The 16729-nt window shown below is 44.6% G+C and carries 16 protein-coding genes; 6 read left to right on the top strand and 10 right to left on the bottom strand.

Annotated features, from left to right (window positions below):
• Positions 1-4: 4 nt before the first annotated feature.
• From IRJ18_RS17165 to IRJ18_RS17190, 6 genes are all read right to left on the bottom strand, one after another.
• A complete protein-coding gene (locus tag IRJ18_RS17165; protein ID WP_194107530.1) occupies positions 5-223 on the bottom strand; it encodes a PRTRC system protein C in 219 nt (72 codons plus the stop codon).
• Between the two features lie 7 nt (positions 224-230).
• A complete protein-coding gene (locus tag IRJ18_RS17170; RefSeq protein ID WP_194107531.1) occupies positions 231-752 on the bottom strand; it encodes a PRTRC system protein E in 522 nt (173 codons plus the stop codon).
• 11 nt (positions 753-763) lie between these two features.
• Positions 764-1141: a hypothetical protein gene (locus tag IRJ18_RS17175; RefSeq protein ID WP_194107532.1), complete on the bottom strand. Its 378-nt coding sequence runs from the start codon at positions 1139-1141 to the stop codon at positions 764-766.
• Positions 1142-1185: 44 nt separating this feature from the next.
• Positions 1186-2253: a DUF932 domain-containing protein gene (locus tag IRJ18_RS17180; protein WP_194107533.1), complete on the bottom strand. Its 1068-nt coding sequence runs from the start codon at positions 2251-2253 to the stop codon at positions 1186-1188.
• A gap of 45 nt (positions 2254-2298) precedes the next feature.
• Positions 2299-2712 carry a single-stranded DNA-binding protein gene (locus tag IRJ18_RS17185; protein ID WP_194107534.1) on the bottom strand — a complete coding sequence of 138 codons (414 nt, stop codon included), beginning with the start codon at positions 2710-2712 and terminating at the stop codon, positions 2299-2301.
• A gap of 394 nt (positions 2713-3106) precedes the next feature.
• The gene (locus IRJ18_RS17190; RefSeq protein WP_147030534.1) at positions 3107-3349 is read right to left on the bottom strand and encodes a hypothetical protein; all 243 of its coding nucleotides are present in this window, start codon (positions 3347-3349) and stop codon (positions 3107-3109) included.
• A gap of 66 nt (positions 3350-3415) precedes the next feature.
• Between IRJ18_RS17190 and IRJ18_RS17195 the strand changes: the two genes are divergently transcribed.
• Together IRJ18_RS17195 and IRJ18_RS17200 are read left to right on the top strand one after the other, a co-directional pair.
• A complete protein-coding gene (locus tag IRJ18_RS17195) occupies positions 3416-3652 on the top strand; it encodes a hypothetical protein (RefSeq protein ID WP_147030533.1) in 237 nt (78 codons plus the stop codon).
• A 5-nt stretch (positions 3653-3657) separates the two neighbouring features.
• A complete protein-coding gene (locus IRJ18_RS17200) occupies positions 3658-4482 on the top strand; it encodes an SOS response-associated peptidase (RefSeq protein WP_147030532.1) in 825 nt (274 codons plus the stop codon).
• Between the two features lie 7 nt (positions 4483-4489).
• On the opposite strand, the gene IRJ18_RS17205 is transcribed toward IRJ18_RS17200, so the two are convergent.
• Genes IRJ18_RS17205 through IRJ18_RS17215 form a run of 3 tightly spaced genes read right to left on the bottom strand, consistent with a single transcriptional unit; the run spans position 4490 to position 9870 of the window.
• Positions 4490-7669: an error-prone DNA polymerase gene (locus IRJ18_RS17205; protein WP_194107535.1), complete on the bottom strand. Its 3180-nt coding sequence runs from the start codon at positions 7667-7669 to the stop codon at positions 4490-4492.
• 16 nt (positions 7670-7685) lie between these two features.
• Complete coding sequence (locus IRJ18_RS17210) at positions 7686-9188, bottom strand: Y-family DNA polymerase (protein ID WP_194107536.1); 1503 nt, start codon at positions 9186-9188, stop codon at positions 7686-7688.
• Between the two features lies 1 nt (position 9189).
• Positions 9190-9870, bottom strand: a complete 681-nt coding sequence (locus tag IRJ18_RS17215; RefSeq protein WP_194107537.1) for an ImuA family protein — start codon at positions 9868-9870, stop codon at positions 9190-9192.
• Positions 9871-10010: 140 nt separating this feature from the next.
• Here IRJ18_RS17215 and IRJ18_RS17220 point away from each other — a divergent pair, with 140 nt between their 5' ends.
• Complete coding sequence (locus IRJ18_RS17220) at positions 10011-10820, top strand: XRE family transcriptional regulator (protein WP_194107538.1); 810 nt, start codon at positions 10011-10013, stop codon at positions 10818-10820.
• A gap of 37 nt (positions 10821-10857) precedes the next feature.
• On the opposite strand, the gene IRJ18_RS17225 is transcribed toward IRJ18_RS17220, so the two are convergent.
• Positions 10858-11232: a helix-turn-helix domain-containing protein gene (locus IRJ18_RS17225; protein ID WP_194107539.1), complete on the bottom strand. Its 375-nt coding sequence runs from the start codon at positions 11230-11232 to the stop codon at positions 10858-10860.
• Between the two features lie 163 nt (positions 11233-11395).
• On the opposite strand from IRJ18_RS17225, the gene IRJ18_RS17230 reads away from it, so the two are divergent.
• The 3 genes from IRJ18_RS17230 to IRJ18_RS17240 all read left to right on the top strand — a co-directional run bounded on the left by IRJ18_RS17230 (position 11396) and on the right by IRJ18_RS17240 (position 16717).
• Positions 11396-11767, top strand: a complete 372-nt coding sequence (locus IRJ18_RS17230; RefSeq protein WP_147030526.1) for a response regulator — start codon at positions 11396-11398, stop codon at positions 11765-11767.
• Between the two features lie 193 nt (positions 11768-11960).
• Positions 11961-13421 (top strand): hypothetical protein, encoded by a 1461-nt coding sequence (locus IRJ18_RS17235; protein WP_194107540.1) that lies wholly within the window; start codon positions 11961-11963, stop codon positions 13419-13421.
• Positions 13422-13438: 17 nt separating this feature from the next.
• Positions 13439-16717: a hypothetical protein gene (locus IRJ18_RS17240; RefSeq protein WP_194107541.1), complete on the top strand. Its 3279-nt coding sequence runs from the start codon at positions 13439-13441 to the stop codon at positions 16715-16717.
• The last annotated feature ends 12 nt before the right edge of the window (positions 16718-16729 follow it).

Raw genomic sequence — 16729 nt, forward strand, 5'->3', positions numbered from 1 at the left:
CGCCTTAACCTTTTGTGCCGATGGTGGAAATAAAACGATAAGTGATTTCATCGTTTAATATTTCAGGCCCTTCAATTTTTGCGGTCGTCAGAATCGGGTAGGTCTGTGCGTAGAAATTGAGTACCGCCTCCGGGCTGTAGCTGCCCGAAGGGTCGGCAAGCCTTATGTCCTGTTCTTTATCCTTAAAGAGGAATATCCGTTGTAGTCTGCTTATTACTAACATGGTCGATTTATTTAGCGTCAACATTAAAAAGGTCGGGAGCGAATTTTTGTGCAAGCTCCGATTTGCGCTGCCGTAGTGCTTCAGCCTGTTCGGGGAAGTCGGCAGGGTCAGGTACTTTCAGCCATGCATCCCTGAACTTACCTTCTGCTTCCAGTTCTTCCGCTTTTTTCAGCGCCTCCTCATAGCGTTTTTGTTTCTCCTTACGTTCCTTTTCAGCCTTCTCTGTTTTATCCTTTTCCATTTGGGATTGTTTTTTCGCCTCCTCCCGCTGTTTGAGAAACTGTTCCATGTTCAGGAACAAGGTGGCTGTTTCCTTTACAGGCTGTTCAATCGCAGTAAAAAAGCCCTCGTCCAGTTCTTCGGCAGTTCCCTTTAAAAGGATTGGCGGGATGATTTTTCGGGCATCGTCCCCGATAGCCTCGTTATAGAACAGTACTGATACAATCAATTTGTCCGTAGCCTCTTTGGCAATATTTATTTTCCAGTCCCCTGCGACCTGCAGGGCTATTATGGATTGAAAGAAATTCATAGATTTTGTGATTAGGGGTTAAATAATAAATCAATTGTCTGGCTGAATTTTTTATTAGGGTGCTTTTTGACGGTGGTAGCTATAATGAGGCAATGCACCGTGAACATGGCAGCATAGCCCTCAAACAAGACTTCGGAAAAAAGACGTTCGTTGAGTTTCAGCCCCGCGCCATATTTGGTGATATGTTGTTGCGCCTGTACAATGAGGGAGCGCCAAAAGTCAAAGGTGATAAACCCGTTCGTCCATGCAGCCTTTTCCTGCTCCTGATTTTCAAGCATTGTCTCGCACATAGCAGAAAGAAAATCTATAAAGGCTGGTATCTCATTTGGGAAAAGCTGAAATAATAATTTCGCCTTTTCTGTATTGCTTAGTTCATCTATCGGTTTCATAATTGAAAGCTTAAAGATGCAGGGGCATTGCCCCTGCATTGTTCTTAATTGAGTTTGAATATGTCCGCGCCATTCTTTGCAAAACCAGTGCATAAATTGAATGCAGCCTGTGTGCGGATACTGGCTGTCCCGCCTAAGAGAATAGATTTCAGTTTGGCTTCATCATTTTTGTATTTGCGCACGTTTTGGAAATAACCTGTCACCCCGTTATAAGCCCCAAACAAAGTGCCTTTGGTTGTTTGCATTTGTTGCGTTTCGTTGCTAAGGGCGTATTCACAGGCGGCATCGCACATATTGACAAAGCAGGTGGATAATTCATCCTCTTCCCCTGCCTTTAGTTTTTGCAATACTTCTTTGTTGGGAACCAATGCAGCCTGTATGAGCTGTTTCACGTCTTTGTCTGTAATGAGAACTTTTGACCAGGTGTTAAACAGGGATTCCATTTGCAGGCTCAGGTTATTGGAGATATCCATAAGTTTGTGTGCCTCCTCCAAACGCTGTTTTGCATTGGAAGTATGGCGGATGCGGATGGTATTGGTTTTATTATGCATGGCAGCATTCAGGGTGTTGGCACATACAATCCTGATAGGCGTGAAAGCTGCGGTAATACTACCGCTGCCATCATGCGAGGTGGAAAGGAACAAATATTTTTCAATCAGGTCGTCCGCGCCTACCCGAATATAGTCGGGTAGTTTTGCCGTGATAAAGATGCGTTCCCCTTTGCCTAATGCCCCTGCTGTTTCATAGAAAATGCCGTCTCCCCCGACAATGCTGTCGAAAAAACTAAAGGCGTCACGGTTTTGTATCACCTCGTAATCCTTGCCAACAACCCCCAACACGGCATTGTTATCTGTTCGGATGGTGGCGAAGTAATCAGGCACGGACAGGGTGGTATCAGTTTGTACCATCCCCTCCGAGGTAATAGAAAGCCCTTGCCCTGTTGTAAATAATGGAGTTTTTGCAACATCGTAGTCAAGCCCCGCATAATGTATTGCCTCGTGGCTTGTTGGATAGTCGCTAACTATTTGACCGAGGCCATGCCATGCTTTTTGTTGTACACTGAAAAAACTATGTTTTCCTGTCTGCTCGTTGAAATTTATATCGTGTGACATCTTATTGAAATTTTGAAATAAATAATTGGGTTAATGGATGGCTGTTTAAAACGGGAGGTCGTCCTTAACCTCGTCGTTACTGTTACCTGTCGGGGTATTTTGTTTGCCATTCTTTTTGCCTTTGGCGGCATTATCAGGCTTGTCGGTCGCATAAGCCAACACCTCGATGCGGTTGGCGTGTACATTCAGGGAGGCCGCTGCATCACCTGTGTTTGTAGTGTAAGGTCTTGCAGTCACCCGCCCGTTTACCTGTACGACTGCGCCCTTGCGCAATACTTTGGCTACGCCTGTATGCGCCCAATAAGAGCAATTAAAAAATGTAGAAATCTGTACAGGCTCATCCTGTCCTTTTGGCTTGTAGCTTTCATTGTCTGCAATGCTGAAACTGACTACTTCCTTACCGCCATCTAATGTTTTTACGATGGCATCTGCTGTTACTCTTCCTGTGAACTGTTGCATTTTGTTTGCGATTAAAAAGTGAATAATTTGTTTGTTTACTCTCTTTCTCGCCCCTTTCCCCGAAAAGCCATTTTTCAAAAGAAAAAACGGAAAAAAAGAAAGCACAGGAAGTGTGTCCGCAAAAGGGCCAAAAGGAAACGGAATAAATCCCGAAGGGTGGAAAAGTGAGGGACGAGCTTTTCCATTATGCCGTAGTCTTTTGGCAATCTTATTTCAGTGCAGTAATACGGACACAAACTTCGCTGCCCTTTTTGTCCGTTTCGATTGAAAAATTGATAAAAGGTATTATAGAAACTTACCGTTAGCGATTGCAACGGAAATCCTTCAGCGAAGATTGCAGAGAAAAGCGCGGCCTGAAAGGAAACGGCCTGAAGCTTTTAGATAATGATCTTAATTAGTCTTGTTTTGCTAACTCAAGGATATGATCGGAGAGTTGCTGTTCGCATGTCAAAATCTCCGGCGGGCAGTCTTCTCTCATGGCGAATATGAATCCCCCTTTACCGTCTTCTTTAAAATGAAAGCGACGTTTTTGTCCCTGAAAATTTACATAGACCTGAAACAGCTGCGCCCTTTGTACGTTCATAGAAAGAAAATTGAAGCGAATATTGTTGATCTCGATGGTAAATGCTGAATCCATGCGCAAATATAGCTTGCGAAGCTTGTCTCTTTTATTTGATTTTTCCGTATTTTAGGATGACCCATTATGGAAAAGGAAATAACGGATTGGGAGACTGTTTACCGCGGGCACCAGGTAAAAATAGGTAAGCGAACTTTTGGCGGCACAGATGTTTACTATGTTTCTTCGTCGCCGGATAAAAAGCCACTTGTTTTAACCCGGGCCCTGAAAAGTGGCGGGAAAGAGTTCTGGACATCCATTCCCCAGGGTATGCAAAGGGAAGCAGAGGAAATCGGTGCAATAATTGACAAACTAGAAAAATAAATTTTATGTGTTATTATAATGGTCAGAAGGTAAGCAAGGAAGAATTTATCAGGCTAATGACGCTGGAAAAGGCGACAAAAAATTATGATTTCCTGAATGCGGGTGTGATCAGTGGGTTTACTGACACTCCAGTAGCCGTAGTAGTGGCAACTGAGGGCAATACAAACTTCGATATTGTCCAAATGGAATGGGGCTTTATCCCAAACTATTTAAATACCCGGGAAGAAGTAAACCGGATGCGAAAGGGTTATAAAGACACTAATGGCAAATATATACCGGGTCAGCCTCAACTGAACGCGAAGTCAGAAAACCTTTTTGTAAGTGAGCGCAGTGGTCGCCGGTCAATGTTTTACGATGCGGCAAAAAATCGCCGCTGCCTGGTACTTTCGAGCGGCTACTTCGATTGGCGGCACGTGTATAGGACCAATAAGAAGACCGGGGAAAAATTAAAGACGCCGGATAAATATCCATATTATGTGAGCCTGCGTGAACATGAATATTTTTATATGGCAGCAATATGGAATCCCTGGACGGATAAGGAGACTGGTGAAATGGTTAATACGGTCGCGCTTGTAACCGCCGTTGCCAATCCGCTTATGAAGCAGGTTCACAATTCGAAAGAACGCATGCCTACAATCCTTAACGATGAACTTGCATGGCGTTGGATAAGTGAAGATCTGAGCGAGCAGGAAATCCTCGAGATTGCCGCCACTCAATATCCTTACCAGGGAATGACGGCATGTACGGTTGCAAGTGACTTTTTAGGAAAACTTGATCCGACTGAGCCTTTCGTATACGAAAACCTACCGGCTATTGAACTGGTTGTATAAGGGACGCTTACCTGAAGTTCCTTGAAACAGCAAACAGATCCCCTTGCACATTTGGCGGAGGGGCTTTTTTGTTTTCTTTCCCCGATTTGTTTTCGTCCTCCTGGCCGGTTTTAGGAAGTTGTTGTAAGAGCCGTGATAGGTCAAAACAGCGTTTTGCAACTACGTGGATGACTTCTCCTTCTATCTGCAATATTCCTTCGGCCATTAATAAATGGCCCTGTAGAATTTCCTTGCGATATGTTTCAAAGACTTTAGCCCAGACGACCAGATTGGCAAATCCTGTTTCATCCTCGATTGTAATGAACATCACCCCCTTTGCTGTTCCCGGCCGCTGCCGCACCGTTACCAATCCCGCGACTTTTATCTTGTCGCCATTTTTAAAAGAGGACAGAGCAGCGGTAGGGGTAACCTGCAATTGATCCAGGCGGGGCCGTAAGAAGCTAACGGGATGCGCTTTCAGCGATAAGCCAACTGCCATATAATCCTGCACGACATGTTCTGCCGCCGACATATGCGGTAATTCAATTGGGCCTTCATAAGCACTTTCTGATGGTTGATTGACGAACAGGCCGGCGGGCTTATCCTTTAAGGCCGTTACCTCCCATAATGCCTGCCGGCGGTCAAGGTTTATGGAGCGAAACGCATCGGCGTCCGCCAGCAATTCCAGCGTGGCAATCGAAATGCCCGCATCGTGCAGTTCCTCTATTGATTTGAAAGGATTTGTCCGTGCCGATACCAGGATGTCCATATCGTCTTGCCGTATGCCATTGGCCTGCCTGAAGCCCAGCCGCAAAGCGCGGTATTTACCATCCTGCTCTTCCAAAATATTGTCCCACATAGAATAGTTGATATCAATTGGCCGTACGACGACGCCATGCTTTTTTGCATCGGTTACGATCTGCGCGGGTTGATAAAAGCCCATCGGCTGACTATTCAATAAGGCCGCACAGAAAACATCGGGGTAATGGCATTTGATCCAGCCGGAGACATATACAAGCCAGGCAAATGCAGAAGCATGACTTTCGGGAAAGCCGTAGCCTTCCTGAAATCCCTGCAACAATTTGAAAGTGTATTCGGAAAACTCAGGTGTATAGCCGTTGTTCACCATGCCATTGACAAACTTGCTTTCCTGCAGATGCAATTGCCCGTTCGCTTTGAAACTGGCGATGCTCCTGCGCAACTGGTCCGCCTCGGCGGGTGTATAGCCCGCTGCGATAATTGCAATCTCCATAGCCTGTTCCTGGAAGAGTGGTACGCCCAAGGTTCTGCCAAGAATCTCTTCCAGTTCGGGTGAAGGGTACTCAACGGGGATCAAACCCTGGCGGCGCTTCAGGTACGGGTGTACCATCTGGCCTTGTATCGGACCGGGCCGTACAATAGCGACTTCGATCACAAGGTCGTAGAAGCAGCGTGGCTGCAGGCGCGGCAGCATGGACATTTGCGCGCGGCTTTCGATCTGGAAAACTCCTACCGTGTCCGCATGACAGAACATATCATATACTTCGGCGTCATCCTGCGGTATATTAGCTAAGGTCACTTTGGGGCCGTAATGCTGTTTAATGAGATCAAAGCCTTTGCGTATGCAAGTAAGCATACCTAATCCTAGCACGTCCACCTTAAGAATACCCAATGCTTCAAGGTCATCTTTGTTCCATTCGAGTTGTACCCTGTTTTCCATGCGGGCATTTAATACAGGGCAGATGTCGGACAGTTTTCCATGCGTTATCACAAAGCCCCCGGTATGTTGTCCAAGCTGTCTTGGAAATCCCATCAACTGGTCGGTCAGCTCCACCACTTTGCGCAGGTGCGGGTCGTCAGGGTTTAAGCCCTGTTCGCTGAGAAATTGCAGATCAACGCCTTCCTCATGATAATGCCATACCGAACCGGAAAGGCGCTTGATCGTATCCTCGGACAAGCCCATCGCTTTACCAACATCGCGGACAGCACCTTTGTACCGTTCCTGGGTAACGGTGGCTACGATGGCAGCATGTTCGCGGCCATAATCTTCATAGATAAATTGGATAATTTCTTCGCGGCGCTCGTGCTCGAAATCAACATCAATGTCCGGCCATTCTTCACGGGCATCAGACATGAAGCGCGAAAATACCAATCGGGACTTCATTGGGTCAACCGGCGTAATAGCCAGACAGAAACACACCGTGGAGTTAGCAGCCGAGCCACGGCCCTGGTACAGTATTTCCAGTTCAGCGGCTTTGCTGGTGTATTGGTGTACCCGCAGAAAGTAAGGTGCCAGCTTGCGCCGCTCGATAAAGTCCAGTTCAAATGCTATCTGTGTTTTTACTTTTTCCGGGATGACGTCTCCATATCGTTTATGGGCACCCTCGATGGTGAGCTTTGTCAAACGCTCCTGTGCCGTAAGTCCGTCGGTGCTAATATTCTCCGGCTCGATATATTTTAAGGTGTCCAGCGAAAAAGTGCATGCTTCAGATATCTCCTGTGTCCTGCGGATCGCGTCGGGATACCCGCGGAATAAGCGCTCCATTTCCGCCGTGCTTTTCAGGTGCCTTTCCGCATTTTGATGCAGCTTATAGCCGGCGTTATAAATGTTGCATTTTTCACGAATGCACATCAGCACATCCTGTAAGGGCCTGCGTTCGCTATGATGATAATGCACGTCGTTAGTTGCAAGCATGGGGATATCCAGCCCGGAGATCCGGTACAGGCGCTTTGCATCATTGGCCCTGTAAGTTCGATTGGCACATACATAAAGATTACTGCCCAAAGCCTCGCGATACTCATATGCATTTGCGATAAAAGATGCATCAAATTCAAAAGCCTTGTTTAAAGTATCCGGCGGGATGAGCGCAAACAGTATACCCTGCGCATGATCGTACAGGTCTTTCTTATATAAATCACATTGTCCTTTTTCCGTTCTCAAATTTCCGAGGGTGATCAAAGCGCACATCCTTGTCCATGCATCCTGGTCGGTGGGATAGGCAAGCAGGCTGGGGCCATCCAATAGATCGAAACGGCAGCCGGGAATAATGGGAATGCCTGCCTCTTTAGCCGCAAGATGCGCACGCACTACCCCTGCTACGGAGTTGCGGTCGGTGATGGCAATTTTTGTATGACCATATGCAGCAGCGCAGGCAACCAGTTCCCGCGGATGGGAGCCTCCGCGGAGAAAACTGAAGTTCGTTGTTACCTGTAATTCTGAGTATTCCATAATTCATTCATTTACACTAAGCGAAAAATCCATGCAGGTACCACTCAGGTGTGGCATTATCATAGTGACCCAGGCGGAAGAGCCAGTACCGTGCGCCTTGCTCGTCTTCAACACAGTAATAATCGCGGTATTCCCCTTTACGCAACCACCACTCCTGTTCGATGCGCTCCGGCCCGTCTGCCTTTTGCACCCGGTGCAGTTTTTCCTGGTAATGAAACAGCATCGGCGGGTAGTCCGGAAGCCGGACAGTAACTTCAATCTTCTGTGGTTTTGGTAAGAGGTGCAGTGGACGTGGCAAATCAAGCGGCCATTCCGTTGCAGGTTTTTCCTCTAATGAGGTTGCCCGCTTCACAGCATACTCCGGCCAGTGATGCTCTGCAGGCAGGTAGCGATGTATTGCCTTTTCCCCTATTTTGCCACTGATGCGGTCGATCAGTTCAGCGATAAGGGCCTGCTGGTTGGCACTGGTCGTATTCCAGATAGCTTCCTGGTTAGCGGGCAATTCTTCCACCACGGGAGCGTCCAAAACAAAGAGCTCAATGCCCAGCCCCGGTGCGATGGTACTTATCTTATCCTCGAACAGTTTATATAGGTGCTGTATGTTGCGCGTTGCCCGGCTGGTGCCAATCTCAATGAGTTGTTGCCTGCCATCTACGCGGTAAGTCCTTAAGCTGCATTTTCGCAAGCCCTGGCCTTCTTTTTCCAGTCGTTTGCACAAGCCTTCCAGTAATTTTTTTAATGCTATTTCAATGCCTGTTTTAGTACGTATCGCCTCCAGGCTCGGAAGCCGCTCCTGGTAGGGTACGACAGGGCACAGCGGCTCGATACTTTCCTTCACCCATCCGAGCGCCTGATCAATCCTGTTGAGCATGGACTGTCCAAACCTGCGCCGTAATGCCCTTCTTGGCATGTGGATGAAAGCCCGGACCTGGTAAAAGCCCAGCTTGCGTAATTTTTCAACGATGGCATCTTCAAGGCGTAAGGCGGCAGTGGGCAGCAACGACAATGCTTCGGCCTGCCTGCCCGCTTCAACAATTGCGGCAGGTTCCGGGCCATAATTGCATACCGCCCATGCCGTGCCAATCGTATCAGCAATGGCGGCCTTCACATGATAGCCAAAAGCAAACAGGCGTTTAAGAATATCCTTTAGGTAGGCGGCTTCGCCGCCCCATAGATGGGAACAGCCGCTGATATCGAGTATTAAGCAATTTGGTAAGCCAATTGCAACAACAGGGGTATATCGAATGCACCATTCACCCAATGCTTTAAGCAGTTGTTCTGCTAATTGCGGCCGGTCATCGAATACTTCTAATCCGGGATAAACCGCACGGGCATCAGCTACCACGGTGCCACAGCAAATCCCATTGGCAGCGGCAATCACATTGACCGCCTTAATCACCATGCGGTTTCGTTCAGGGGCGGCTAAGACAAAAGGGATCGTACGTAATTCCGGCCGACGACGGACCATCCAGTCCGTCGTTAAATGACAGAAAGCAATTACCATAAAGCGCTTCGACATCTTAACCCGTTTTTCGTTTTTGAAATTGCGGTATCGCAACCGTCGTTGACTGTAAATGGCAGAAGGCCCCGTTCCATTCGACCTGCCAGTTCCCCGGCTGCCCGTTCCGGACTTTTAGCAGTTTAATATCCCAACAGGGGAAGCCAATGCCGGGCATTGCCGGATGGCCTGTACTCATCAGCGGATCGACTTTCCACCTGGTCACGCAGGCGGTCGTATTTTCAGTCCGGGGATTGTTGCGGTGAATGAAACCGGTAACCCGGCTTTTCTCTACGGCAAGCTGTAAACGGCGTGAATCGCCAAAGCTTAATTCGGATATTTCGCCGATTACCACGGTCAAAGCTTCGCATTTGAGTGCCTCTTCTACCGTCCATAATGCTTCTTTCTGCGTTCGTACATCGGCGAATATTACCTGTTCGGGCGGGATGCCAAATAAAGCTAAAGTTGGCGGGTAAATTGTCCTGGCAGCACTCACCCATACACAAAAACCAGTATTGCCCAACAGCTTCCCCGTGATCGCGGAAATAAAGCCATTACTGGCCACTGAGCTTTCCGGCTGATAGCTGATCATTTCGTGAATATGCCCTTTAGGAAACACTTTCTCCGGGAAATGGTCTTCGATACTACCCATCCCGATTGCCCCAGCCTTATCGGCATCACTGCGTTTAAAGCCCTCCCACACCAGGAGATCCTTTTTTAAACGGCTGATAATCTCTTTCTGACTTGCTGCTGCCATACTGCCTCCCCTTGTTTTTGTTTATAGAAATCCTATATTTGTCAATAATATTGACAATACACTGTCAATAATTCTAACAAAATAAAATGACAAGTCAAAATTTTTATTGGGCATCCAACCTGAAGTTCCTTAGAAACAGGAAGAAAATAAGCCAGGAATTTATGGCTGAAAAGCTGGGAATTGCGCGCTCAAAGCTCGCAATGCAGGAAACCGGGGCGGTAAAAAACCTTTCATTGGAAGACTTAATTAAATTTTCTGAATATTTTAAAATCAGCATTGATACCTTGTTGAAAGTGGACCTGGCGAAGCTGGGTGAGTTGAGGCTGAGGGAACTTGAAGCAGGCAATGATGTTTATATTTCAGGTGGACGGATCAGGGTGTTATCGATAAGTGTAGATAAGAACAATAAAGAAAATGTTGAGTTTGTTCCGGTGAAAGCTAAGGCGGGCTACCTGGCAGGATACAATGACCCAACCTATATTGGCAAGTTGCCGAAACTGTCATTGCCACACTTACCCGAAAACAAAACTTTCAGGATGTTCCCGACAGAGGGTGATTCGATGTTGCCAATTCCTGAGAATTGTTTGGTGATCACAGAATATGTTACGGACTGGACAGGCCTGAAAAAAACACCTTGTATTGTTATCATGCGGAATGAGCAAACCTTTCTATTCAAGATGGTAAGCAGTCAGATTGATACGAACCGGACCATGCTGCTGCATTCGCTAAACCCGGCTTATGAAGACAAAGAAGTTTTTGCCGGCGATATTGCAGAAATATGGAAATATCATAGCCACATCACGGATGTGATTCCATCCTCAGAAACACTAATAGAAGAATTACTACGGACAGTGAACGAAATAAAAGTTGATGTTAAGTCACTGAAGGATGTATAAAAATCATTCACTGTATCAACAATGATTTAAAACCCAACTAGGATGCGTTTTTTTGCTTTCTGTACATCTCTATTACTTCGTCCTTGCTTTTTATAATATCATCCTTTTCTTTCAGTAAACGTTCATACAACTCCTGTATTTTCTCGTTTGGGTTATACTGATAAAACACGCTTCCTGCGTTTCCTCCTTGTTGATTGATGCTTAAAACGGAATGAGCATCCAATTCCCTGACTGCCTGAACCGGAAAGTCCAACACTTCGGCGATTTTCTCTAACAAATCCTCATCAATTTCAGCTTTATTTTCTACTGCCGAATAAGCTTGCTGCGTCATTCGCAATTTTGCGGCCATTTCTTTCTGAGGAATGCGGCGGAAATTTCTAAGCCTTGCAATATTATTCCCTAAATGTTCCATGATTTAGCATTTTGTAAGTAGCGCGATAACGCACTACATATATTTCTGGTAAAATACAATGATTTCGCCGTAAAATACAACAAGTCAGGCACTTGACATTCTGAAATTCCGTATTAGTTTCGTCGCTTGTAAACTCGTTACATCAGTTTTTAAACCTATTTCTATGAAAAATATTAATGTTGCGATTGCCGATGACCATAAATATGTACGAGCAATAGTATGTGACATTTTATTGAAGTATGGATATTCAGTAGTGCTACAAGCGGCCAATGGGGAGGACCTGCTTAATTCGATTCCAGGGCTGGAACAACTTCCGGATATCTGTATCATGGATATTAATATGCCGGTAATGGATGGATTTATTGCCACAAGAGAAATGAAAAAACGCTGGCCACATGTAAAAATTCTAGGTTATAGTATTAATTATGAAAAAGCAATTATCGAGGAGATGCTAAATAGTGGAGCAGATGCCTTTCTTAATAAGGGTGAACTGCCGGAAAAATTAGATGAAATGATCAAAAGCTTATTGAATTGAACCTATAACATTAATTATAATGTTAATAACCCGTGTAAAATACCTCCCTGTAAACACTATAATTTTAAAAACATAAACGATACGTTTGTGACCATTTACTTATAACCCTAAGAGAAATTAGAATTCTCTTTCTTTCAGTGAAAAGCATTTTTTCTGAGTGCCTTTTTGAGCTTGCCTTTAAAACTATTCGGATATGAGAAACAGACCCATCTGTTTACTCTTTATTGTTGCTTTGTGGCTGTGCCAACCTCATTGTGTTCATGCACAAGAGGAAAACACGCTTATTGTGCAGGGCAGCCGTTACATAGATTTTAAGGTCAAATCTCTCAACAAGCTAAATGTTCGCCTGGAACGCCAGCAAAAACGTCTACTGAAAAGACTTACAAGACGCGAACAACGATTTGCAGCAAAGCTCAAGCAAAAAGACTCTGCGGCATATGACAGGTACAGTCACCAACTACTTAGCTATGACTCCATACAAAAGCTATCACAGCCGGATAGTGCTATGCTTGCCAAAACGGCTACAAGGCATAACGCTTCTATCGATAGCCTAAAAGCAATACGATCATTCATTCAAAATAAATCTTCAGCACTTAATACCAATACGCAACTACCAACCACAGATCCTAAACTAAGTCAGTTGCAAAGCCAGCTTAACTACAGAAGCTATATTAATGACCTCATCTACCAACGCACCAATACCCTTCAAAGCATAGCAGGTAGTAATAATATGCCTGCTTTTACAGGCATACAGAAGCAGGTATACTATGCAAAACAAAAGATGAATGTCTTCAAAGAGATGGAAGAAGAGCCAACCAAAGCAGAGGATCAGGCGATGGAATACCTGCAAGGCACTGACGGCTTTGATAAGTATATGGATAAAGCCACCGCAGGCCCTAACAGCATGCAAAACCTTGGACCAAATGCAACAGCAGCGGACCTGCAAAAGATGGGCTTACAAACCAAGCAACAGGTACAGGCAGCTTTACAACAAAGGTTTGGCAGTAATCTGAGCGGCTTATCCCCAAAAATGGGTGACCAGATAAAAAGCTTCCAGGACAAGACACAGAACATAAATACAGCAAAGCAATCACTGCAAAGCCTCAGGCATCTGAAGCATATAAACAGACCGTCGTTCAAAATAAATCCCATGCGCGGTCTTCCTTTCTGGAAGCGTATAGAGAAGCAATACAATTTCCAGACGACAAGGGCTACTATCGATGGCGCTCCGGCTATTCTACAGTTATCTGCAATGGCTGGTTACAGGCAATCGCCCAAACTTAGCTATGGTATAGGGGTAGTGGAAGCAACCGGCTTGGGACAAAGCTGGACTGATCTCCGTTTATCATTTCAAGGCGTAGGCTTGCGTAGCTATACTGCCTGGCAATGGCAATACGGTATAGGCATTTATGCAGGTTACGAGCGGCTGTATAAACAAGCAGCATTCAGTAATACAACCAGCACGGACCAAACATCCGCACCATCACTGCACAGTACAAATACATACAACGAAAGCATACTTATAGGACTTACGAAAAACTACCACATAAACGATAAATGGAACGGTACAATACAAGTGCTCTATGATATCTGGTGGCAGCAAAAAGGTCTGTCTTCGCCAATAGTTTTAAGATTTTCAACGATTTCAAAATAAAGCAACACAAAATATATATGAAAAAATTGCTCTTAATTCTACCGCTGTTATTCCTTAATTGGGAATACAGTCTCGCGCAAACAGCATTAAATTATGTGGTGTATCCTGAAACGTTACCGCAACAGGAATATCAAAATGTTGGCAAAAACTATAGCGTCGATCTTTTCACCGGAATAGCGAGTATGTCGGTGCCTATTTTTGGATATAACGTAGATGGGCTGGATTTAGGAATTTCTTTAAACTACAATGCAAAGGGAATTACTGTTGATCAAATATCATCTGAAGTAGGATTAGGGTGGCAGCTCATGGCGGGAGGATTCATTGAACGAACCGTTAACGGGTATGAAGATGAATTGAAAGTTCCTGCTAGAGGTAGCTATCCTGAACTGGTCGGCATATTCAATTATCCGGATGCATTTACAACATACATTCAAGAAGCTGAGCGAGATAAATATAGCTGTATGATAGGTGGACGGTCTTTTGATTATGTAATTGATGACACTATTGGCGCGGTTACAACACCTAAAAGCGAAATACGATTAACTAGAACCGGTCCTATTACAATTGGGGGAACGACTTATAATACCACCAATATAACTGACGAAAAAGGAAATGTATTCGAGTTTAACAAAGTCGATTACCAATGGAAAAAATACAACGATACAGTTATTCATCCTCTGTACAGATATCTTTTAACTAAAATTACCACGTATTCGGGTCAAGTTATTACCTACAAATATACTGCCCCTTACGAAATTCAATATCAGGACTTCCAGGACCAACAAATATGGGAGGACAATACCACGGGTGGTTGGAAATATGATGGCTGCGCTGATACCGCTCACGTATGGCATGGCACAGTAACTCATTTATCTGAGATCGATTATCCTGATGGGACAGTTGTTTCGTTTGGCATGGCCGGCGCATCCGACAAGCGTTGCGATTTATACAACAACTATATTCTAGATTCAATAACCATTTCCAAGTCTTATGACAATAACGTAGGTAATTCATTAACGTATAGATTCAATTACGCCTATTTTAATTCAGACGGGTCAGGAAATCCAGAATTACCTATGTCGACATCATGTAGCAGCGCCTCAAATAGTTTGCGATTGAAATTATTGAGTATTTCTAAAGCAGGTAACGATCATGGTGTTGCTGAGCCGTATTATTCATTCAGCTATAACAGCACTCGTCTTCCACCGCGTCTATTCGCATCGCAGGATTGGTTTGGCTATTTTAATGGGCAAATCCCATTCCCCATTATGGATGGATCTACTGCGCATTTTTTCGATGTGCCGTCCCATAGTTGTACTGGCCCATCAGGAACAAGTACGATAGGCATATCTAAAAGTCCGAGTCTTAGCGGGTTACAAGCATGCATTTTAACATCGATACAGAATGGCAGTGGAGGCGAAACAGATCTGTATTATAAAGCGCATACTTTATCAGATGCACCAACAACGAGTGATGTTTTCCCGATGCCTTCCGATTTTGACGCCACTAACACTTACGATGGGTTGTGTATTGATAAAATAGTATACAAAGATGGATTTGCTCCCGCTAATGGTTACACAACTACCTACTCATTTTCAAATGGACTTAGATTCTATAAAGGAGGCTACTTTTGGTATCCCGGTGTATATAGGGGCTTTCCTGATTCGGGAGGAACACTTGTCGCTCGCTACAATTTGAATCACTTCGTTACTCCCTATAATTTTTACCGAAATTCAAATCATGGCTATTCTAATGTCTCGGTCAATACAACATCCGGTACGGGTGAGACTCTCTCGACCGAAAAATATCAATTCACAAACATAGTTGATGAGGTTACCGGTCGTTCTCGGCTTACATATAATCAAACAATGGATTATATGTCTGGCTTTTGTGCAGATACTTTTAAACAGGCAGAACTAGGACTTTTGATGAAAAAAGAAAGTTATGACGTCAACGGAAATCTAATGCAAAAAGATACATTTCAATATGAAAGAAGTGATAATCCGGATGTCTGGTATTCAAATGTACGCTATAACAGTTATAGGGTTTCTCTTGGCACTGGGCACTTTTTTGTACCCATATATCCCTGGTCAACGCTTATCAGCGGTGCCGTTATTGATACGCCTGTCATAAGTAGGCGTTATGTTCCTTTCCAATCAAGTCTTATGAGAGCGAAATACGTTACAAATACAGTCTATTCAAATGGTAGGTCTCAGTCGAATACCTATGAGTATGATTTCGATGGAGCCGACAACATAACCAATCTTCGCTGGACAGACAGCCGCGGTGTACACTTCAATAAATATTTTAGGTATAGTTACAATTATGTATTTAGTTCCCCCACTGTCCCCGTGTATTATTTGCCTGGATTACAATTTTTAACAACAACAGAGCTACTAGAGCATACGACGGGTGTCGACTCCGCAATATCTGTTGAAACTATAAAAGGTGTTCAAAACTCAATTGGTCTCACGTTCCCTTATACGTATAAATCAACAAGCGCTGTACCCTTCTGGGCCGATAACATGCAAGATGGCACACTCATCCAAGCAGGTACTATCTTTTATCCGGATTTAGTCCTAGTAGCAAGTCAGACCACTATATACGACGATCACAACAACCCGCTTGAGACAAAATATTTAAATCAGGAAAAATATTCGAGCGCAATCTGGGATACGCGGATCGGGCAAAAGGTGGCAGAGGCAACGAATGCTAAATACAGGGACATAGCTTATTCAAGTTTTGAGGGACCTTTCCTCGCTTCAGGTACTGATTACAACAAAGGGAACTGGACTTTCAATCCATCCTTCGTGACCTTTGTTCCATACACATCATCAATTCAACCAATAACCGGAAGATATTATTTCCATTTATCGTCAAGTACAGGGGCAATTAACAGCTCAAATACCCTGACAAACGGAAAGCAATACGTACTTTCTTTTTGGGCAATTGATCGTCCAACAGTAACAAATGGTGGAGCTGGTGTGACGCTCACCCAACAAGCTACAAAAGGGAGCTGGCACCTTTATACCGCCGTCGTTACCGGGTTTAATTCAACTATAAGCATTAGTTACCCAACTGTAACAGATATTGACGATCTGAGGTTATGGCCTGCGGATGCAACTATGACTACATACACCTATGATCCATTATTTGGAGTGACAAGTGTATGCGACGAGCACGACAACATTATTTATCAAAATTATGATCGCTTTGGCCGGAAAACGGCGACGAGAGATATAAATGGCAATGTAATCACACTCAATCGTACTATTATTCACGGCTCAGATAACTAAGCGTTAAAACTT

Origin of the sequence: Mucilaginibacter boryungensis (assembly GCF_015221995.1) — a bacterium.
GTDB lineage: Bacteria > Bacteroidota > Bacteroidia > Sphingobacteriales > Sphingobacteriaceae > Mucilaginibacter > Mucilaginibacter boryungensis.